Genomic DNA, 17587 nt, shown 5'->3' with positions numbered 1-17587 from the left:
CACCTCCACTTGAGCGAACCGTCCCGCTCGCCTAAGTCCCCGCGCATGACATCGACGAACGACATCCGCCGCGGCTTCCTCGACTATTTCGGATCGCAGGGGCACCAGATCGTGCCCAGCGCGCCGCTCGTGCCGCAGAACGACCCGACGCTGATGTTCGTCAATGCCGGCATGGTGCCGTTCAAGAACGTCTTTACCGGCCTCGAATCGCGCCCCTACACGACCGCGACCTCGTCGCAGAAATGTGTCCGCGCAGGCGGCAAGCACAACGATCTCGACAATGTCGGCTACACCGCGCGGCACCATACGTTCTTCGAAATGCTCGGCAATTTCTCGTTCGGCGATTATTTCAAGGAGCAGGCGATCGTCCACGCCTGGACGCTGCTCACGCGCGAGTGGGGCCTGTCGCCGGACAAATTGACCGCCACCGTCTACCACACCGACGACGAGGCGTTCGATCTCTGGAAGAAGGTCGCCGGCCTCCCCGATCACCGCATCATTCGCATCCCGACCAAGGACAATTTCTGGTCGATGGGCGACAACGGGCCGTGCGGGCCGTGCTCGGAAATCTTCTACGACCACGGCGACCACATCCCCGGCGGCCCTCCCGGCAGCCCCGACGAGGACGGCGATCGTTTCGTCGAGATCTGGAACCTCGTGTTCATGCAGTATGAGCAGGAGAATGCCGAGATCGTCGGTAACCTGCCGAAACCCTCGATCGACACCGGCATGGGGCTCGAGCGCATCGCCGCGGTGATGCAGGGCGTCACCGACAATTACGACACCGACACGTTCAAAGCGCTGATCGCGGCCTCGGGCGCGCTGACGCACACCGCGACCGACGGCGCCAACACGGCGAGCCACCGCGTGATCGCCGACCACCTGCGCACCGCCGGCTTCCTGATCGCCGACGGTGTGCTGCCCGCGAGCGAGGGTCGCGGCTACGTCCTGCGCCGGATCATGCGCCGCGCGATGCGCCATGCGCATATCCTCGGCGCCAAGCAGCCGCTGATGCACCGGCTCGTCCCCGCGCTCGTCACCGAGATGGGCGCGGCGTACCCCGAACTGTCGCGCGCCCGTCCGCTGATCGAGGCGACGTTGCAGCAGGAGGAAACGCGCTTCCGCCAGACGCTCGACAAGGGGCTGAAGCTGCTCGACGAGGCGACCGCGGACATGACCGACGGCACGCTGGCCGGCGAGGTCGCGTTCAAGCTCTACGACACCTACGGCTTCCCGTACGACCTGACCGAGGACGCGCTGCGCGAACGCAACATCGCGGTCGACCGCGCCGGCTTCGACACCGCGATGGCCGAGCAGAAGCGCGCCGCCCGCGCCGCCTGGAAGGGCTCGGGCGCGAAGGCCTCCGATGACATCTGGTTCGATATCGTCGAGCAGACCGGCGGCACGGAGTTTCTCGGCTACGCGTCGGATACCGGCGAGGGTGAAGTCGTCGCACTGGTCAAGGACGGCGCGCGCGTCGACCACGCCACCACCGGCGATACGGTCGCGATCGTCGTCAACCAGACGCCCTTCTATGGCGAGAGCGGCGGACAGGTCGGTGACGCCGGTCACATCTCGAACGACACCGGCCTCCGCGCGAACGTCACCGAGACGTCGAAGCAGCTCGGCCGCGTGTTCGTCCATCATGCGATCGTCGATTCCGGCGAGATCAAGGTCGGCGACCCGGTCAAGCTCCAGATCGACGTCGCGCGTCGCGCCCAGATCCGCGCCAACCACTCGGCGACGCACCTGCTGCACGAGGCTCTGCGCGAGCGTCTCGGCACGCACGTCGCGCAGAAGGGCAGCCTCGTCGCGCCAGACCGCCTGCGCTTCGACTTCTCGCAGCCGGTCGCGATGACCCCCGCCGACATCGCGCAGGTCGAGTCCGACGTGAACGCGCAGGTCCGCGGCAACGGCGCGGTCACGACGCTGCTGATGACCCCAGACGATGCGATCGCGATGGGCGCGATGGCGCTGTTCGGCGAGAAATACGGCGATGAGGTGCGCGTCGTATCGATGGGCTCAACCGAGGACGGGACCTACTCGATCGAGCTGTGTGGCGGCACGCACGTCAACGCGCTCGGCGACATCGGCCTGTTCAAGGTCGTCGGCGAAGGCGCGGTCTCGAGCGGCATCCGCCGTGTCGAAGCCCTCACCGGCGAAGCGGCCCGCGCATATCTGACCAGCCGCGACGATCGCCTCCGCGAAACGGCGGCTGTGTTGAAGTCGACGCCCGATGAGGTCCCGGCGCGCGTCGCGTCCCTGCTCGAAGACCGCCGCCGCCTCGAACGCGAACTCGCCGATGCGAAGAAGGCGCTGGCCTTAGGCGGCGGTGGTTCGGGCGAAGCGGCCGGGCCCGAACAGGTCGGCGGCGTGGCGTTCATCGGCCAGGTCCTCAACGACTTCGAAGCGAAGGGCCTTCGAGGCGCTGTCGACGAAGCCAAGCAACGCCTTGGCTCGGGCATCGCCGTGATGGTAGCCATCAACGACGGTCGCGCGTCGGTCGCGGTCGGCGTGACGGCAGATCTGGTCGCGAGCCACAACGCGGTCGATCTGCTCAAGATCGCGGTGGCGACGCTGGGCGGGCAGGGCGGCGGCGGCCGTCCCGACATGGCGCAGGGCGGTGGTCCTGATGGCGACAAGGCTGCGGAAGCGGTGGCGGCGGTGCGGGCAAAGCTCGAGGCGGCAGGCGGCTGAACTCGCCGCCGTCGTACGCTAACCCCAAGTAGTGCTCCCCCGCGGACGCGGGGGCCCAGCTAAGTACCGCTGAATGCTTTGGCTCCTGGACCCCCGCTTTCGCGGGGGAACAGTGGCTGCGCTGATGAAATCACCCCCAACAACTACTTCCACCCCGGCGGGGGCCGGGGTCCAATTGGCAAGGCCGATGTACTGAAGGCTCGTCCCTCGTTATCGCCGTCCCCCAATTGGGCCCCGGCCTCCGCCGGGGTGGTGCTTATATGGAGCGCTGAGCTTCATTTCAGAAAGCCAGTCAGCCCCCACGCACCTTCGCCAACATAGTCCCAGCAGTAATCGCCTCGATATCCGTCACCAAATGCAGCAACCGCACGCCGGACCGAGACATCGCCCGGTCCAACGCTCCCGCGAAATCCTCGGTCTGCGCAACAGTCTCGGCCCAACACCCATAAGCCCGCCCAAGCGCCGCAAAGTCCGGGTTTCGCAACCCGGTCCCCGAAATCCGCCCAGGATACTCTCGCTCCTGGTGCATGCGGATAGTCCCGTACCCGCTATTATCGACGACCAGCACCAGCATGTCCGCCCCGTGCGCAACCGCGGTCGCAAGTTCCTGTCCGTTCATCAGGAAACACCCGTCCCCTGCGAGCGCCACGACAGTCCGCTCCGGATGGCGCAAAGACGCGGCAACGGCCGCCGGCACGCCGTACCCCATAGCCCCGGCAGTCGGCGCAAGCTGCGTGCCCGGCCCGGCATACGCCCAGTACCGATGCCACCACCCCGAATAATTCCCCGCGCCGTTGCAGAGGATCGCATCCGCCGGCAGCCGCTCGCGCATTGCCGCCACGCAAGGCCCGAGGTCCATCACGAGATCCCGCGGCGCCGGCATAGACCAATCCAGCCACTCCGCATGCGCCTCCGCCCCAGCCGACCGCGGCGGCAGGTCGACCGCCAGTAACGCCTCGGCAAACTCCTCCATCCCCGCACACACCGCCACATCCGCGCGGTACGCCCGGTGCAGCTCATTCGGATCGGGATGCACATGGATCAGCCGCTGCCCCGGATGATCGGGCGTTACCAGCGCATAGCCATCGGTCGTCGCCTCCCCCAGCCGAGGCCCGACGACCAGCAGCAGATCCGCCGCCTTCACCCGCTCGACCAGCTTCGGATTGGGCCCATACCCAAGGTTCCCAGCCCACACCGGACAGTCGTTCGGAATAGCATCCTGCCGCCGAAACGCCGCCGCGACCGGAATCCCGTTACGATCCGCCCAGGTCGAGAACGCCCCCGACGCGGCGACATCCCAGCCCGCACCGCCAACAATCGCCACCGGCCGCTCCGCGGTCGTCAGCAGATCGGCGAGCAAATCCATCGTATCGGCGTCGCATCCCTGAGCCACCCGCTCGACCCGCGGCCGATCGACCGCGTCAACTACGTCCAGGAGCATGTCCTCGGGTAACGCCAGCACCACCGGCCCCGGCCGCCCCGACATCGCGGTTGCATAGGCCCGCGCGACATATTCCGGGATCCGCCGCGCATCGTCGATCCGCGCCGCCCACTTGGCGATGGGCGCGAACATCGCCTGGAAATCGATCTCCTGGAACGCCTCGCGGTCGCGCGTGCCGCGGTCGATATCGCCCACGAACAGGATCATCGGCTGCGAATCCTGCATCGCGACGTGGACCCCGATCGACGCGTTGGTCGCTCCCGGCCCTCGCGTGACGAACGCCACCCCCGGCCGGTGCGTCAGCGTCCCGTCCGCGCACGCCATGAACCCCACGCCGCCCTCCTGCCGACACACGACGAGGTCGATCGCCGGCGTGTCGTGCAGCGCGTCGAGAGCCGCGAGGAAGCTCTCCCCCGGCACGGTGAAAATCCGGTCGCAGCCCTGTGCGACGAGTTGGTCGACCAGGATACGGCCGCCGGTGCGTGGTGTGATCATGGCAGCATCCTGCCGTTCGTTGTGCGCGAAGTCGAGAAACGGTTACGCTGGCGTCGAAGCCGGCGCCAACCCGACTCGCCCGGAGAGGTTCATGACCGAATTCACCACCGTCGCCAGTGGCTTGCGCTTCCCCGAGGGCCCGGTCGCGATGCCCGACGGCAGCGTCATCCTCGTCGAAATCGAAGCCGGCCGCATCACCCGCATCGCGCCCGACGGTATCAAGTCGACGGTCGCCGAACCCGGCGGCGGCCCTAACGGCCTTGCGCTCGGCCCCGACGGCAAGCTCTATTGCTGCAACAATGGCGGCTTCGCATGGCGCGAGACCAACGGCTTCCTCACCCCGCATGGCCAGCCGCACGACTATTCCGGCGGCCGCATCGAGCGGATCGACATCGCCACGGGCACGGTCGAGATCCTCTACAAGGACGGCGATTTCGGCTGCTCGCTGCGAGGACCCAACGACATCGTCTTCGATTCGCACGGCGGCTTCTGGTTCACCGATCACGGCAAGTCGCGCGACCGCGAACGCGACATCACCGGCATCTTCTACGCAAAAGCCGACGGCAGCCATCTCGAAGAAGTGATCTTCCCTAGCGAAAACCCCAACGGCATCGGCCTATCCCCCGATGGCAAGCGACTCTACGCGGCGGAGACGTTCACGTGCCGCCTGATGGCGTTCGACATCGTCGCGCCCGGCAAGGTCGGCAGCGCTTCGGGCACGCCGCTCTACCGCCCCGCCGGCTACAAGTTCTTCGATTCTCTCGGTGTCGAGGCGTGCGGCAACATCTGCGTCGCGACGATCGGCGAATGCGGGATCAGCGTGATCTCGCCCGCCGGGGAGCTGGTCGAGTTCGTCGCGACGGACGACGTGTTCACCACCAACATCTGCTGGGGCGGTGCGGACGGCATGGACGCCTACATCACCTGCTCGGGCAGCGGTCGCCTGGTGAAGACCCGGTGGAAGCGCCCCGGCCTGAAGCTGGCGTTTTGAAGGCGTCGGGAAAAGGGCCCGGTACTTTCGCCCCGGCCGTCATTCCAACCCTAACCGTCATTCCCGCGGAGGCGGGAACCCATACTGGCTGACTTCGCCTTATGACCGCGAGCCCTTGAGGATATGGATCCCCGCCTTCGCGGGGATGACGGAGAGATGCGGCGTATCACTCGACGTACGTTGCCGACCGACCGCCAGCGCCTTATGCGAGGCGAAAGACCAGAGGAGGATGCATGGCGAACAAGCGCTACACCGATGCGGCGACGGCACTCGAAGGCGTGCTGTTCGACGGCATGACGATCTGCGCGGGCGGATTCGGGCTGTGCGGCATCCCCGAACGGCTGATCGACGCGATCGAGGCATCGGGCGTGAAGGACTTGACGATCGCCAGCAACAACGCCGGAATCGACGGGCAGGGGCTCGGCAAGCTGCTCCGCTCGCGCCAGGTCAGGAAAATGATCTCGTCCTATGTCGGCGAAAACAAGGAATTCGAGCGGCAGTATCTGAGCGGTGAGTTGGAGGTGGAATTCTGTCCGCAGGGCACGCTAGCCGAACGCTGCCGGGCAGGGGGGGCAGGCATCCCCGGCTTCTACACCAAGACCGGCGTTGGGACGCAGGTCGCCGAGGGCAAGGAAACGAAGGTCTTCGACGGCCAGGAGTATATCCTCGAACGCGGCATCCGCGCCGACCTCGCGATCATCAAGGGCTGGAAGGCGGACGAAAGCGGCAACCTCATCTTCCGCAAGACCGCGCGTAACTTCAACCAGCCGATGGCGACCGCGGGGAAGATCTGCGTCGCCGAGGTGGAGGAGATCGTCCCCGTGGGGAGCCTCGACCCCGACACGATCCACCTGCCGGGGATCTACGTGAAGCGGATGATCGTGGGCGCGCCCTACGACAAGCAGATCGAATTCCGCACCGTCCGCGAGCGCGCAACGGCATGATGCCAAGCGCACCGGTGTATCGCAAGCACAGCCCGTTCTCCTGCGCACGCAGGAGCCCAGGGTCACGGGCCTTGCAGATGGTAACCTGGACCCCTGCGTTTGCAGGGGCACTGGTGCTCCAAGGCTGCGTCAGCGTCTCCGCGCCGACCTCGATCGCGTCCTCGCCAAGCATCGCCACCCCCGTCACCGTCGACGGCGTCCCCGCGGGCATGCAGTATCTCTACGCCTCGGGCGAAGCCGCAGCGGTCAGCATCCAGGCCTGGAACGCGCTCGTCGGCTATGTCGGCGCGCAACGCACACCAACTTCCGTCGTCCTAGCGCAAGGCACCACGCTGGCGGCCCCGGCCTTCACCACCTGCGGCACCAAACCCAAAGCCGCCATATTCGACGTCGACGAGACCGTCCTGCTCAACCTCGGCTTCGAATACGACGCGTCCTCCGGCCAACCCTGGTCCGACCCCCGCTGGCAGGATTGGGAGCGCACCGGCGTCAAGCAGGTCGCCCCCGTTCCCGGTGCCCTTGCCGCACTAACCGCTCTCCGCGCGATGGGTGTCACGGTAATCTTTAACAGCAACCGCTCCGCTGCCAACGCCGCACAAACCCAGGCGGCGATCGAAGCCGCAGGCCTTGGCCCAGCCCGCCACGGCAATACGCTGTTCCTCGCTGGCGACGACGCGATGGGCTCGAAGAAGGACGGCCGCCGCGCGACGATCGCCGCGAAATACTGCGTCGTCGCGATGGGCGGCGACCAGCTCGGCGACTTCAGCGACCTCTTCAACGCCGGCCAAACCCCCGCCACGCGGCGCGCCACGGTCCAGTCGCCAGCGATCGCGGCGAAATGGGGGGCAGGGTGGTTCGTGCTACCCAACCCCGTCTACGGCACCGCGCTCAAAGGCAATCGCGACGAGGTATTCCCGCCAGCAGTCCGCTGGGCCCCGACAGGAGGCGTACGCTAATGGCCGATCACCCTAATTCGATCGCGCTCGACAAAGGCGCGAAACTAACGAGCGAATCGGTCGAGGTCGCCCGCATCTGGATCACCAACGGCGCCGGCAGCAACGTCCTGATCGACGCGGGCATACTCGAGGACCCGACCGTGTTCGGCTACCTCATCGCCGACACGATCCGCCACGCCGCGCGCGCCTATGCGGGCACCTGGGGCATCGACGAAGACACCGCGTTGCAGGCGATCGTCGACGGCGTCGGCACCGAACTCCGCGAACAGTTCACGACCATCACCACCATCCAGGAAGGAACGATCAACTGATGCCCTGGGACCGTAATCAGATGGCCGCGCGTGCAGCGCAGGAACTCAAGGACGGATACTACGTCAATCTCGGCATCGGCATCCCGACGCTGGTCGCGAACAACATCCCCGAGGGCATGACGGTCACGCTCCAGTCCGAGAACGGCATGCTAGGAATCGGCCCGTTCCCGTACGCGGGCGAGGAGGACGCCGACCTGATCAACGCCGGCAAGCAGACGATCAGCGAGCTCCCATCGTCGGCCTATTTCAGCTCATCGGACAGTTTCGCGATGATCCGCGGCGGGCATATCGACCTCACGGTATTGGGCGCGATGGAGGTTAGCGAAGGCGGCGACATCGCCAACTGGATGATCCCCGGCAAGATGATCAAGGGCATGGGCGGTGCGATGGACCTCGTCGCGGGCGTCAAGCAGATCATTGTCGTGATGGATCACACCGCCAAGGACGGCACGCCGAAGTTCATCCCGTCCTGCACGCTGCCGCTGACCGGCAAGAACGTCGTCGACATGATCGTCACCGATCTGGCGGTGTTCCAGCGCGCCGATCACGACAGCCCGTTCAAGCTGGTCGAGATGGCACCGGGCGTGACTGCGGATGAGATCGCCGCGAAGACCACGGCGCGCTACACCGCCTGATGGGCTACACCCTCGTCACCGCAAATCGCAATTACTCGAGCTGGTCGCTGCGTCCGTGGGTCTTGATGAAGGCGCTCGGCATCGCGTTCGAAGACCGGGTTGAGCCGTTCCTGGCGCCCGTCAATTACGAAGCGTTCCGCGCGTTCTCGCCGACAGGACAAGTGCCGGTGTTGATCGATGGCGCGCGGACGGTGTGGGACTCGCTCGGTATCGTCCTCTACCTCGCCGAGCGCCACGACGGCGTCTGGCCGACCGACGAAGAGGCGCGGGCATGGGCGATCTGCGCGACGGCAGAGATGCACGGCGGGTTCTCCGCGCTGCGCAACGAGCGGACGATGAACGTCGGTGTCCGCGTCGATGCCACCTCTGGCAGCGCCGCGCTCGGCCGCGACGTCGCGCGCATTACCGAACTGTGGAGCGAAGGCCTCGACCGGTTCGGCGGACCTTGGCTCGCCGGTGCCGCCTTCACTGCGGTCGATGCCTTCTACGCTCCGGTCGCGTTTCGCGTGCGGACCTACGGGATAGACGTCGGTCCGGCCGGGCTCGCTTGGGTCGAGCGGATCATCGCGCATCCGGCAATGCGCGAATGGGAAGCGACTGCGCTCGCCGAAACATGGCGCGAGGAGAGCCACGAGGCTGAGCTAAACGCGTGCGGGTCGATCACAGCTGATTTCCGCCACTGATGCGCCGCGCCGCGATCGTCATAGCGCTGATCGTCATCCTGATCGCAGGCACGGCGTTCACCGCCGGCCCGGGCACACTGAGCGTCCTCGACGGCATCATGGGCGGCGGTCGTGGCACCGCCCGCGTCCGCGAAGGCGTCCCGTTCGGCACGCACGGCCAGAAGCTCGACGTCTGGCGCCCATCCGGCGGCGTGAAGACCGGCCTGCCGGTGCTGATCTTCTGGTACGGCGGCGGCTGGGTCCACGGTTCGCGCAGCGCCTATGCGTTCGCGGCGCGCGCGTATGCGAAGGCGGGTTACGTCGTCGTGATGCCCGACTACCGCAAAGTCCCCGACGTCCGCTTCCCTGCCTTCCTGCAAGACGGCGCCGAAGCGGTGAAATGGACCCGCGACCACATCGCACAGTCGGGCGGCGACCCCGACCGGATCGCCGTCGCCGGCCATTCCGCGGGCGCCTACACCGTAGCGATGCTGACGCTCGACCAACGCTGGCTGAAAGCGGAAGGCGTCGACCCGCACATCATCAAGGCCGCGGTCGGCTTGTGCGGCCCCTATGACTTCTATCCCTTTACCGCCAAGCGCGCGATCGACGCGATGCAGGGTGCGGCCGACCCCGTGATGACCCAGCCGATCCACTTCGCGCGGGCTGACGCGCCGCCGATGCTGCTGATAACCGCTGGCGACGACACGCAGGTAAAGCCGCACAACGCGATCAACCTAACCGCGCGGTTGAAGGCGCTCGGCGCACCGGTGACGCACATCGACTATCCAGGCCTCAGCCACGAGAACGTCGCGATGGCGCTATCGAAGCCGTTCCGCGGCAAGGCGCCGGTGGTGGCCGACAGCGTGGCATTCATTGATCGCGCGATGCCGAAGTCGGATTGAGTCTCGACTACGTTCAGTTCGGATCAGTTCGATGAGTATCAATATGAATCAGGGATGGACTGGGAACTATAGCGCTGGAATGCCCGGAAAACCAAACCAAGCAAGTCTATCCGAAACTATTACTGATCAACAGTAGAACTATAACCGAGCAGCTTTCCTGAACTTATGGCTTCGCGCTGATGTATTGGATCATCAGGCGACCGGGGGCCGTAGTCCTGACGCTTCCGCAGACACTGGAACACCAGAGCGGACCATTTGCGGCGATGTGCAGGAGGGTAGCATGGCAGGTACACCGACCGTCTTCATTCAGATATGGGTGGACATCAACGCCGTTCAAAACGGGTCGACCACAGGCGTCTACATGGTCGACAATCGCGTCGCCAACGGCAGCCAGAACGAGGGGTCGGCAGGGTTGTCGACACAGGTTACCAACGGCTCGACGATCCAGTGGAACATCTACAACATCGACGCGAACAGCGCGGCAGTGCTGTCGATCGCTGACATCGGCAATTGCAATGTGTGGGGTGCTGGTGGCCAACCGGAGACGGTCGGCAGCGGCGTGTTCGTTGGTCAGGCGCAGGTCACCGGCGGCGCAAACTACGCCATCAACATCAACGTCCAGAAGCAGGTCGGCAGCGCCGGGATCACGATCAATCTGAACCCGAGTATCACCGCAAAATAGCACTGGTCCTGCCGGGCTCGCGCCAACGGCGGAGCCGCAACCGGCCTTCGATTTGGAAATCGTCGTCATGAGAATGCAAGAATCAATGCTGGTCGTCGCGTACCAGTCCGTCATCATCCCCCAGGCGTTCATCACGATCGCGGTGGATACCGCGTATGTCGCCTCGCAGCAGGGCCAGAATATCGGCACCGGGGTCTACATGATGGACAACGAGCTGAGCAACGGCAGTTCGGGGGAGGGGCAGCTCGAACTCTCGACCGTCGTCCCGGTCGGATCGTTGATCGGCTTCAACAGCCGATCAATCCCTCCAGCGGCGATCAGGTGATCATCACCGGTTTCACCGTCTCGCAAGGGTCGGTATTCGGTGGTGCGGGCTATCCGCAACAGCAGCCGTCGATCGGTACCCAGCCGACAGGATCCTATTGGATCGGTCAGGCGATGAATGCCGGCCACCAGACCTATCAGATCCAGATCATGGTGACCGTCGGGACGCTGCGGCCAGTGTCCTATTACGTGAACTGGGATCCGTTCATCACTGCAAAGTAATGGCTGATCGACCGTCGTTTTAGGTGCGAAACAGACAGATAGTTGCGTCGGGGCTTTGCTCCGGCGCAGCTTTCGGTTAACGCGCGCCCATCATGGCTAATCCGCAAACGCTGTACGAAAAGATCTGGGCGGCGCACGTCGTCGAACGCCGTGACGACGGCACCTGCCTGATCTATATCGATCGCCACCTCGTCCACGAAGTCACCAGCCCGCAGGCGTTCGAAGGTCTCCGCGTCGCAGGGCGTAAGGTCCGCCGTCCCGATTTGACGCTCGCCGTGCCCGATCACAACCTGCCGACGACCGCTCGCAAGGACGCCGCCGGCCGCGTCCTGCCGATCGCCGACCCCGAAAGCGCGCAGCAGCTCGACGCACTCCGCCGCAACACGTCCGAGTTCGGCATCGACTATATCGACGCGACCGCCGTCGAGCAGGGCATCGTCCATGTCGTCGGCCCCGAACAGGGCTTCACGCTGCCCGGCACGACGCTCGTCTGCGGCGACAGCCACACGTCCGCGCACGGTGCGCTCGGCGCGCTCGCGTTCGGCATCGGCACCAGCGAGGTCGAGCACGTCCTCGCCACGCAGACGTTGCTGCTGTCGCAGGCGAAGACGATGGAAGTCCGCGTCGAGGGCGAACTTGGCTTCGGCGTCAGTCCAAAGGACGTCATCCTCGCGATCATCGGCAAGATCGGTGCGGCGGGCGGGACCGGCCACGTCATCGAATTCACCGGCAGCGTCATCCGCAACATGTCGATCGAAGGCCGCCTGACGATCGCCAACATGTCGATCGAGGCGGGCGCGCGCGCCGGCCTGATCGCACCCGACGACACGACCTTCGCCTATCTGAAAGGTCGCCCGATGGCGCCGACCGGCGAGCATTGGGATCGCGCGGTTATGTGGTGGCGCAGTCTCGCGACCGATCCCGGCGCGCGCTACGACAAGTCTGTCGTGCTCGACGCCGCCGACATCGCCCCCGGTCTCACCTGGGGCACCAGCCCCGAAGACGTCGTCCCGATCACCGGCGTCGTCCCCGAACCGTCAAGCTTCGCCGATCCCGCCAAGCAGGCGGCCGCGCAAAAGTCGCTCGACTACATGGGCCTTACCGCCGGCACCGCGATGCGCGACGTGCCGATCCAGCACGTCTTCATCGGCAGTTGCACTAACAGCCGTATCGAAGATCTCCGCGCCGCCGCGGCGATCGCCGATGGTCGCCATGTCGCGACCGGTGTCCGCGCACTCGTCGTCCCCGGTTCGGGCCTCGTCAAGCGGCAGGCGGAAGCGGAAGGGCTCGATCGAATCTTCATCACCGCCGGTTTCGAATGGCGCGAACCGGGCTGTTCGATGTGTCTTGCGATGAACCCGGACAAAGTCCCTGCGGGGGAGCGTTGCGCTTCCACGTCGAACCGTAATTTCGTCGGCAGACAGGGTCCCGGTGCGCGCACGCATCTGGTATCACCTGCGATGGCGGCGGCGGCGGCGGTGACCGGCAAGCTGAGCGACGTCCGAGAGTTGATGGGGGAAAGAGCATGAAGAAGGTTTTCGTATTGCTGGCGGCTGGTGCAATGCTCAGCGGCGTCGCGGCCTATGTCGCTTCTGCGCGTGTGGTTCCGGAGCGCACGGAACAGCGATGAACCCCGTCACGACCGTCTCGGGCCGCGCCTATCCGTGGGGCGCGAAGAACGTCGACACCGACGTCATCATACCGGCACACTGGCTGAAGACGATCACGCGCACCGGTCTCGGCCGCGGCGCCTTCGAGACGGTCCGCGCGCAGCCCGGCAACATTTTCGACGACCCACGCTACGCTGGCTCGCCGATCCTGATCGCGGGCGATAATTTCGGCTGCGGCTCCAGTCGCGAGCATGCCGCCTGGGCGCTCGCCGACATGGGCATCACCGCGGTCATCGCGCCGAGCTTCTCCGACATCTTCTCAGGGAACGCGTTCAAGAATGGCATCGTCCCCGTCGTCCTCCCGCAAGAGGCGATCGACCGCCTGATCGAGGTCGCCAAGGATCAGGTCGTGACCGTCGATCTCGAGACGATGACCGTCACCACCCCGTTCCAGGATCGCTTCACCTTCGAACTCGACGCATTCCGCCGCCAATGCCTGATGGAAGGGCTGGACGAAGTCGGCCTGACGCTGGCAAGAGATACCCAGATTTCAAATTTCGAGGAGGCGGTCGCATCGAATCGCCCCTGGATGACGGTGGAGAGCGGGTATGCGAGCATTGGTGTCGAAGGCGATCGGCGGACCTGAAACTCTGGAAATGGTCGAGCTGCCTGATCTGGCAGCCGGCCCCGGACAGGTCGTCGTTGCGGTCAAGGCCTGCGCGATCAACTTCCCCGACGTCCTGATCATCGAGGACAAATACCAGTTCAAGCCGCAGCGCCCGTTCGCACCGGGCGGTGAGATCGCCGGCACGATCGACTCGATCGGCGAGGGCGTCACCGGCTGGAATGTAGGCGACCGCGTCATCGCGATGCTTGGCCACGGCGGCCTGTGCGAGAAGGTGATCGCCGACCCCGCGAAGCTGTACCGCCTCCCCGAAGGTCGCAGCTTCGCGGAGGGCGCATCACTGATCCTCACCTACGGCACGACGATTCACGCCCTGCTCGACCGCGGCCACATCAAGGCGGGGCAGACGCTGCTCGTGCTCGGTGCGGCCGGCGGGGTAGGGCTGGCTGCGGTCGAACTGGGCAAGGCGTTCGGCGCGAAGGTCGTCGCAGCCGTGTCGTCCGAGGAAAAAGCTGCCGCAGCAAAATCGGCTGGCGCCGACGAAACGCTGATCTACGCCCGCGCCCCGTTCGACAAGGACCAGTCGAAGGCGCTTGCCGAGCAATTCAAGGCGGCAGTCGGTCGCGACGGCGCGCACGTGATCTACGATCCGGTCGGCGGCGACTATGCCGAGCCGGCGCTGCGATCGATCGCGTGGGAGGGCAAGTATCTCGTCGTCGGCTTCCCCGCCGGCATCCCCAAACTCCCGCTCAACCTGACGCTGCTCAAGAGCTGCGACGTTTGCGGCGTATTCTGGGGCGCGTTCGCGGCACGCAATCCGAAGGCGAACCAGGCGCACATCGAAACGCTGTTCGAGCTGTGGGAAGCGGGCAAGATCGCGCCGCGGGTCACGGAAACATTCGCGTTCGAGGACGGCGGCAAAGCCATCGCGAAAATGGCGGCACGCGGCGCTATCGGCAAACTCGTCGTAGAGGTGGGCTGATCGCAGCCACCTCTACCCAGGGGCTCAGATCATTTTATACGCGATGGCAGCGATCGCGCCCCACATCGCCATCGACGCGAAGATTCCGTAGGCCAGGCCGTGCATGACCGGCGGCATTGCGCGCGTTTTGGCCAGGGAAACCGATGGTCGCTGGGATAGCGTCGACATATCACTCTCCTATCCGTGCGCTGTGTCACGTGATCGACTTATATATCGTTACAACCGCACCAGAGTTCCAGTGGTTTTTGTACGTTTTCGTCGATTGTTGCGCGGGGGCCCTGTGCGACCTATCTCGGGGCCGAAGACGAGACTGAACGGGGACCCGCGCAATGACCACTTTCGACGACCGCGAACGCGCCAGCGAGGCGCATTTCGCGCGTGAGGAGGAGTTGGCGTTCCGGATAACGGCGCGCCGCAATCGCCTCCTCGGTGGTTGGGCAGCGCACGAAATGCAGCTGACACCGGAAGAGACGGATGCCTATGCGACGGCGCTGGTGCATGCCGACATGGAAGGCGGCGGCGACGACGACGTCGTCCGCAAACTGGTCGGCGACCTGACCGCCGCCGGTCTGGATCACGACGAAGCCACGGTCCGCCGCGCGCTCGCGCAGCAGATGATCGAAGCGCGTCGCCAATTGCTGGAGTCGCATTGATATGCCGATGGCTGCCGACGATATCGCCACCATGATCAAGGACGCGATCCCCGATGCCCAGGTCGAGATCACCGATCTCGCGGGCGACGGCGATCATTATGCGGCCAAGGTCACCGCCGCCAGCTTTGCCGGGATGAGCCGGGTGAAGCAGCACCAGGCCGTCTACGCCGCGCTTGGTGGCCGCATGGGCGGCGTCCTGCACGCATTACAGCTTACGACCGCAATTTCCTGAGGACCGAATACATGACCGACGATACCAACGCCCGCATCGACGCCGTGGTCAAAGCCAGCCCGGTAGTCCTGTTCATGAAGGGCAGCCCGCTGTTCCCGCAATGCGGCTTCTCCAGCCGCGCGATCGCGATCCTCAACCATCTCGAGGTCGAGTTCGAGAGCGTCGACGTGTTGCAGGATCAGGGCATCCGCCAAGGCATCAAGGCCTATTCGGACTGGCCGACCATCCCGCAGCTCTATGTCGGGGGCGAATTCGTCGGCGGTTCGGATATCATGATGGAAATGTACGAGAGCGGCGAACTGGCACAATTGTTCGAGACGCAGAAGGCCAACTGAGGCTCGCGTAGAGGCGTTCGACCAAAGTCGAGCGTCCCAGACGCCTCCTCCGTCATCCTGACGAAAGTCAGGATCCAGAGCCGAGCACCACCGTCTTGGGTTACCCTGGATCCTGGCTTTCGACAGCATGATTGTAATCGCGACAGAACGGTTGTTTCGCCGCTTTGGATCGGCACCGGGGAGGGTGGACCGATGCGGATTTGCATGACGCTCGAAGGTTAACGCGGCTTCGATGCGGCCCCGACCTGTAAAGTACGTCGACAGCCTCCGCGACCAACGAGGTCTTGCCATCGCCGCGCCTAGCCGCCATTTCGCATCCATGGCTGAGCATCCGACCGGTATCCCGATCCAGCTCGAGCCGCTCGTCGTTCGCGTGCTCGCGCCCAACGCTTCTCCCTACACCTATACGGGTACGCAGACGCATATCGTCGGCACGACCGATCTTGCCGTCATCGATCCCGGTCCGGATGATCCCGCCCACATCGACGCGCTAATGCGTGCGATCGACGGTCGCAAAGTGACGGCGATCGTCATCACGCATCATCACCGGGACCACAGTCCGGCAACGCGCCCGCTCCAGGCGATCACCCACGCACCGATCGTCGGTGCCGCGCCGTTCGACCTTACAGACACCGGAGCCAGGGCAGACGCGTCGTTCGACGCCGCCTATGCGCCCGATCGCGTTCTTGCTGAGGGCGATACCGTCCAGGGCGAGGGCTGGACGCTGGAGGCGATCGCAACCCCCGGCCACACCTCGAACCATCTCGCCTTCGCGCTTCCCGAGACGAAGGCGCTGTTCTCCGGCGATCACGTGATGGGCTGGTCGACGACGATCGTCTCGCCGCCCGACGGCAACATGACGGCGTACATGGCAAGCCTCGAAAAGCTGATGAGCCGCGACGACCGCGTCTATTACCCTGGCCACGGCGAGGCGATCGACAAGCCGCAACGCCTCGTCCGCGGCATGCTGGGGCACCGCAAACAGCGCGAGGGGCAAATCCTCCGCCTGCTTCGCGAAGGCGCGCAGCCGATCCCGGCGATGGTCGAACGCATGTATGTCGGTCTCGGCCCTCAGCTCGTGCCGGCGGCCGAGCGTTCGGTGCTGGCGCATCTCTACGATCTGAAAGCGCGCGGACTGGTAACCGAGGAAGGCGACACATGGCGAACGACGTGAACGAACCCGCCCGCAAGAGCGGTGTGGCCCCGTTCCTGGCCCAGGCCGTCGGTGTGGTCATGATCCTCGTTCTCGCGGGTCTGCTCGTGCTCTGGGGTGTGCAGCGATACGTCAGCGACCGGCTCACGCCCGATCCGACCACGATCGCCAGCGCCAGCCTCGAAGGTTTGCGCGAGCAGAATCGCCTGTCGGCTTTCGCTGCGCGCTATGTCGCCGTCGTAACTTCGAAACAGTCGCAACTCGGCTTCACGACCGAAAAGACGTTGATCATGCCCGGCATGGTCCGGTACGAGGTCGACATGGGCAAGCTCACCCAGTCGGATGTCGCGTGGGACGGCAACTCGAAGACGCTGTCGGTGCGCCTTCCCGCAGTCGAGGCCGATGGCCCGCAGGTCGATCTCAACGCGGTCCGCGAATATGGCTCGGGCGGCGTGCTGACGACGTTCACCGACGCCGAGAAGCGCCTCGACGCCGCCAACCGCCGCGCCGGCCAGATCGAGCTGATCCGCCAGGCGCGCGAACCGGCGATGATAAAGCTCGCGCGCGATGCCACCCGCCGCGCAGTCGAACGCAGTTTCGCGATGCCGCTGCGCGCCGCCGGGATCGACGCGAGCGTCGCGGTGCGTTTCGCCGACGAGCCGGTCGCAAATACCGAACGCTGGGACACCTCGCGCTCGCTGCAGGACGTGCTAGGGAATGCACGTTAAACTC

Annotated in this window: 21 protein-coding genes; 19 read left to right on the top strand and 2 right to left on the bottom strand. The window is 65.4% G+C overall.

Annotated elements, in window-relative coordinates; all coding sequences use genetic code 11:
• Nucleotides 1–45: 45 nt before the first annotated feature.
• The gene (gene alaS, locus QFZ54_RS08710; RefSeq protein ID WP_307086360.1) at nucleotides 46–2697 is read left to right on the top strand and encodes an alanine--tRNA ligase; all 2652 of its coding nucleotides are present in this window, start codon (nucleotides 46–48) and stop codon (nucleotides 2695–2697) included.
• A 292-nt stretch (nucleotides 2698–2989) separates the two neighbouring features.
• Here alaS and QFZ54_RS08705 read toward each other — a convergent pair whose 3' ends face one another.
• On the bottom strand, nucleotides 2990–4633 hold the full coding sequence (locus QFZ54_RS08705; protein ID WP_307086358.1) for a thiamine pyrophosphate-binding protein: 1644 nt from the start codon (nucleotides 4631–4633) through the stop codon (nucleotides 2990–2992).
• Nucleotides 4634–4724: 91 nt separating this feature from the next.
• On the opposite strand from QFZ54_RS08705, the gene QFZ54_RS08700 reads away from it, so the two are divergent.
• The 13 genes from QFZ54_RS08700 to QFZ54_RS08640 all read left to right on the top strand — a co-directional run bounded on the left by QFZ54_RS08700 (nucleotide 4725) and on the right by QFZ54_RS08640 (nucleotide 14482).
• A complete protein-coding gene (locus QFZ54_RS08700; protein ID WP_307086356.1) occupies nucleotides 4725–5624 on the top strand; it encodes an SMP-30/gluconolactonase/LRE family protein in 900 nt (299 codons plus the stop codon).
• A 233-nt stretch (nucleotides 5625–5857) separates the two neighbouring features.
• Nucleotides 5858–6568 (top strand): CoA transferase subunit A, encoded by a 711-nt coding sequence (locus QFZ54_RS08695; RefSeq protein WP_307086354.1) that lies wholly within the window; start codon nucleotides 5858–5860, stop codon nucleotides 6566–6568.
• A gap of 77 nt (nucleotides 6569–6645) precedes the next feature.
• Entirely contained in the window at nucleotides 6646–7524 is an 879-nt protein-coding gene (locus QFZ54_RS08690; RefSeq protein WP_307086352.1) for an HAD family acid phosphatase, read from the top strand.
• On the top strand, nucleotides 7524–7835 hold the full coding sequence (locus QFZ54_RS08685; RefSeq protein ID WP_307086350.1) for a DUF5076 domain-containing protein: 312 nt from the start codon (nucleotides 7524–7526) through the stop codon (nucleotides 7833–7835). The genes QFZ54_RS08690 and QFZ54_RS08685 overlap by 1 nt, the downstream gene beginning before the upstream one ends.
• Nucleotides 7835–8470: a 3-oxoacid CoA-transferase subunit B gene (locus QFZ54_RS08680; protein WP_307086348.1), complete on the top strand. Its 636-nt coding sequence runs from the start codon at nucleotides 7835–7837 to the stop codon at nucleotides 8468–8470. The genes QFZ54_RS08685 and QFZ54_RS08680 overlap by 1 nt, the downstream gene beginning before the upstream one ends.
• Nucleotides 8470–9153, top strand: a complete 684-nt coding sequence (locus QFZ54_RS08675; protein ID WP_307086346.1) for a glutathione S-transferase family protein — start codon at nucleotides 8470–8472, stop codon at nucleotides 9151–9153. The genes QFZ54_RS08680 and QFZ54_RS08675 overlap by 1 nt, the downstream gene beginning before the upstream one ends.
• The gene (locus tag QFZ54_RS08670; RefSeq protein ID WP_307086344.1) at nucleotides 9153–10037 is read left to right on the top strand and encodes an alpha/beta hydrolase; all 885 of its coding nucleotides are present in this window, start codon (nucleotides 9153–9155) and stop codon (nucleotides 10035–10037) included. Before QFZ54_RS08675 ends, QFZ54_RS08670 begins: the two co-directional genes overlap by 1 nt.
• 280 nt (nucleotides 10038–10317) lie before the next feature.
• Nucleotides 10318–10719, top strand: a complete 402-nt coding sequence (locus tag QFZ54_RS08665; RefSeq protein ID WP_307086342.1) for a hypothetical protein — start codon at nucleotides 10318–10320, stop codon at nucleotides 10717–10719.
• 85 nt (nucleotides 10720–10804) lie between these two features.
• Nucleotides 10805–11044, top strand: a complete 240-nt coding sequence (locus tag QFZ54_RS08660; RefSeq protein WP_307086340.1) for a hypothetical protein — start codon at nucleotides 10805–10807, stop codon at nucleotides 11042–11044.
• Nucleotides 11041–11265 (top strand): hypothetical protein, encoded by a 225-nt coding sequence (locus tag QFZ54_RS08655; protein ID WP_307086338.1) that lies wholly within the window; start codon nucleotides 11041–11043, stop codon nucleotides 11263–11265. Before QFZ54_RS08660 ends, QFZ54_RS08655 begins: the two co-directional genes overlap by 4 nt.
• Before the next feature lie 92 nt (nucleotides 11266–11357).
• Nucleotides 11358–12794: a 3-isopropylmalate dehydratase large subunit gene (gene leuC, locus QFZ54_RS08650; RefSeq protein WP_373458481.1), complete on the top strand. Its 1437-nt coding sequence runs from the start codon at nucleotides 11358–11360 to the stop codon at nucleotides 12792–12794.
• Nucleotides 12795–12891: 97 nt separating this feature from the next.
• Nucleotides 12892–13521 carry a 3-isopropylmalate dehydratase small subunit gene (gene leuD, locus QFZ54_RS08645; RefSeq protein WP_307086336.1) on the top strand — a complete coding sequence of 210 codons (630 nt, stop codon included), beginning with the start codon at nucleotides 12892–12894 and terminating at the stop codon, nucleotides 13519–13521.
• Entirely contained in the window at nucleotides 13484–14482 is a 999-nt protein-coding gene (locus QFZ54_RS08640; RefSeq protein ID WP_307086334.1) for an NADPH:quinone oxidoreductase family protein, read from the top strand. Before leuD ends, QFZ54_RS08640 begins: the two co-directional genes overlap by 38 nt.
• Before the next feature lie 24 nt (nucleotides 14483–14506).
• Here the strand turns inward: QFZ54_RS08640 and QFZ54_RS08635 are convergent, their stop codons facing one another.
• Nucleotides 14507–14650: a hypothetical protein gene (locus tag QFZ54_RS08635; protein ID WP_307086332.1), complete on the bottom strand. Its 144-nt coding sequence runs from the start codon at nucleotides 14648–14650 to the stop codon at nucleotides 14507–14509.
• Nucleotides 14651–14811: 161 nt separating this feature from the next.
• Here QFZ54_RS08635 and QFZ54_RS08630 point away from each other — a divergent pair, with 161 nt between their 5' ends.
• From QFZ54_RS08630 to QFZ54_RS08610, 5 genes are all read left to right on the top strand, one after another.
• Complete coding sequence (locus tag QFZ54_RS08630; protein ID WP_307086331.1) at nucleotides 14812–15135, top strand: DUF1476 domain-containing protein; 324 nt, start codon at nucleotides 14812–14814, stop codon at nucleotides 15133–15135.
• Nucleotide 15136: 1 nt separating this feature from the next.
• The gene (locus QFZ54_RS08625; protein WP_056057430.1) at nucleotides 15137–15367 is read left to right on the top strand and encodes a BolA/IbaG family iron-sulfur metabolism protein; all 231 of its coding nucleotides are present in this window, start codon (nucleotides 15137–15139) and stop codon (nucleotides 15365–15367) included.
• Nucleotides 15368–15378: 11 nt separating this feature from the next.
• The gene (grxD, locus tag QFZ54_RS08620; protein WP_307086328.1) at nucleotides 15379–15702 is read left to right on the top strand and encodes a Grx4 family monothiol glutaredoxin; all 324 of its coding nucleotides are present in this window, start codon (nucleotides 15379–15381) and stop codon (nucleotides 15700–15702) included.
• A 319-nt stretch (nucleotides 15703–16021) separates the two neighbouring features.
• Nucleotides 16022–16876: an MBL fold metallo-hydrolase gene (locus QFZ54_RS08615; protein WP_307089349.1), complete on the top strand. Its 855-nt coding sequence runs from the start codon at nucleotides 16022–16024 to the stop codon at nucleotides 16874–16876.
• Nucleotides 16861–17583 (top strand): DUF4230 domain-containing protein, encoded by a 723-nt coding sequence (locus QFZ54_RS08610; RefSeq protein ID WP_307086326.1) that lies wholly within the window; start codon nucleotides 16861–16863, stop codon nucleotides 17581–17583. The genes QFZ54_RS08615 and QFZ54_RS08610 overlap by 16 nt, the downstream gene beginning before the upstream one ends.
• The last annotated feature ends 4 nt before the right edge of the window (nucleotides 17584–17587 follow it).

The organism is Sphingomonas faeni (genome assembly GCF_030817315.1).
GTDB classification, from domain to species: Bacteria; Pseudomonadota; Alphaproteobacteria; order Sphingomonadales; family Sphingomonadaceae; genus Sphingomonas; species Sphingomonas faeni_C.
This window is presented reverse-complemented; position numbering and strand designations above follow the sequence as displayed.

Excerpts from the sequence above, each read along its gene's own strand:
- QFZ54_RS08675 (WP_307086346.1), top strand. The coding sequence starts at position 8,470 with ATGGGCTACACCCTCGTCACCGCAAATCGCAATTACTCGAGCTGGTCG.
- QFZ54_RS08610 (WP_307086326.1), top strand. The coding sequence starts at position 16,861 with ATGGCGAACGACGTGAACGAACCCGCCCGCAAGAGCGGTGTGGCCCCG.
- QFZ54_RS08615 (WP_307089349.1), top strand. The coding sequence starts at position 16,022 with ATGGCTGAGCATCCGACCGGTATCCCGATCCAGCTCGAGCCGCTCGTC.
- QFZ54_RS08665 (WP_307086342.1), top strand. The coding sequence starts at position 10,318 with ATGGCAGGTACACCGACCGTCTTCATTCAGATATGGGTGGACATCAAC.
- QFZ54_RS08685 (WP_307086350.1), top strand. The coding sequence starts at position 7,524 with ATGGCCGATCACCCTAATTCGATCGCGCTCGACAAAGGCGCGAAACTA.
- QFZ54_RS08640 (WP_307086334.1), top strand. The coding sequence starts at position 13,484 with ATGCGAGCATTGGTGTCGAAGGCGATCGGCGGACCTGAAACTCTGGAA.
- leuC (WP_373458481.1), top strand. The coding sequence starts at position 11,358 with ATGGCTAATCCGCAAACGCTGTACGAAAAGATCTGGGCGGCGCACGTC.
- QFZ54_RS08630 (WP_307086331.1), top strand. The coding sequence starts at position 14,812 with ATGACCACTTTCGACGACCGCGAACGCGCCAGCGAGGCGCATTTCGCG.
- alaS (WP_307086360.1), top strand. The coding sequence starts at position 46 with ATGACATCGACGAACGACATCCGCCGCGGCTTCCTCGACTATTTCGGA.
- QFZ54_RS08670 (WP_307086344.1), top strand. The coding sequence starts at position 9,153 with ATGCGCCGCGCCGCGATCGTCATAGCGCTGATCGTCATCCTGATCGCA.
- QFZ54_RS08695 (WP_307086354.1), top strand. The coding sequence starts at position 5,858 with ATGGCGAACAAGCGCTACACCGATGCGGCGACGGCACTCGAAGGCGTG.
- grxD (WP_307086328.1), top strand. The coding sequence starts at position 15,379 with ATGACCGACGATACCAACGCCCGCATCGACGCCGTGGTCAAAGCCAGC.
- QFZ54_RS08700 (WP_307086356.1), top strand. The coding sequence starts at position 4,725 with ATGACCGAATTCACCACCGTCGCCAGTGGCTTGCGCTTCCCCGAGGGC.
- QFZ54_RS08635 (WP_307086332.1), bottom strand. The coding sequence starts at position 14,650 with ATGTCGACGCTATCCCAGCGACCATCGGTTTCCCTGGCCAAAACGCGC.
- QFZ54_RS08705 (WP_307086358.1), bottom strand. The coding sequence starts at position 4,633 with ATGATCACACCACGCACCGGCGGCCGTATCCTGGTCGACCAACTCGTC.
- leuD (WP_307086336.1), top strand. The coding sequence starts at position 12,892 with ATGAACCCCGTCACGACCGTCTCGGGCCGCGCCTATCCGTGGGGCGCG.
- QFZ54_RS08625 (WP_056057430.1), top strand. The coding sequence starts at position 15,137 with ATGCCGATGGCTGCCGACGATATCGCCACCATGATCAAGGACGCGATC.
- QFZ54_RS08660 (WP_307086340.1), top strand. The coding sequence starts at position 10,805 with ATGCTGGTCGTCGCGTACCAGTCCGTCATCATCCCCCAGGCGTTCATC.
- QFZ54_RS08690 (WP_307086352.1), top strand. The coding sequence starts at position 6,646 with ATGGTAACCTGGACCCCTGCGTTTGCAGGGGCACTGGTGCTCCAAGGC.
- QFZ54_RS08680 (WP_307086348.1), top strand. The coding sequence starts at position 7,835 with ATGCCCTGGGACCGTAATCAGATGGCCGCGCGTGCAGCGCAGGAACTC.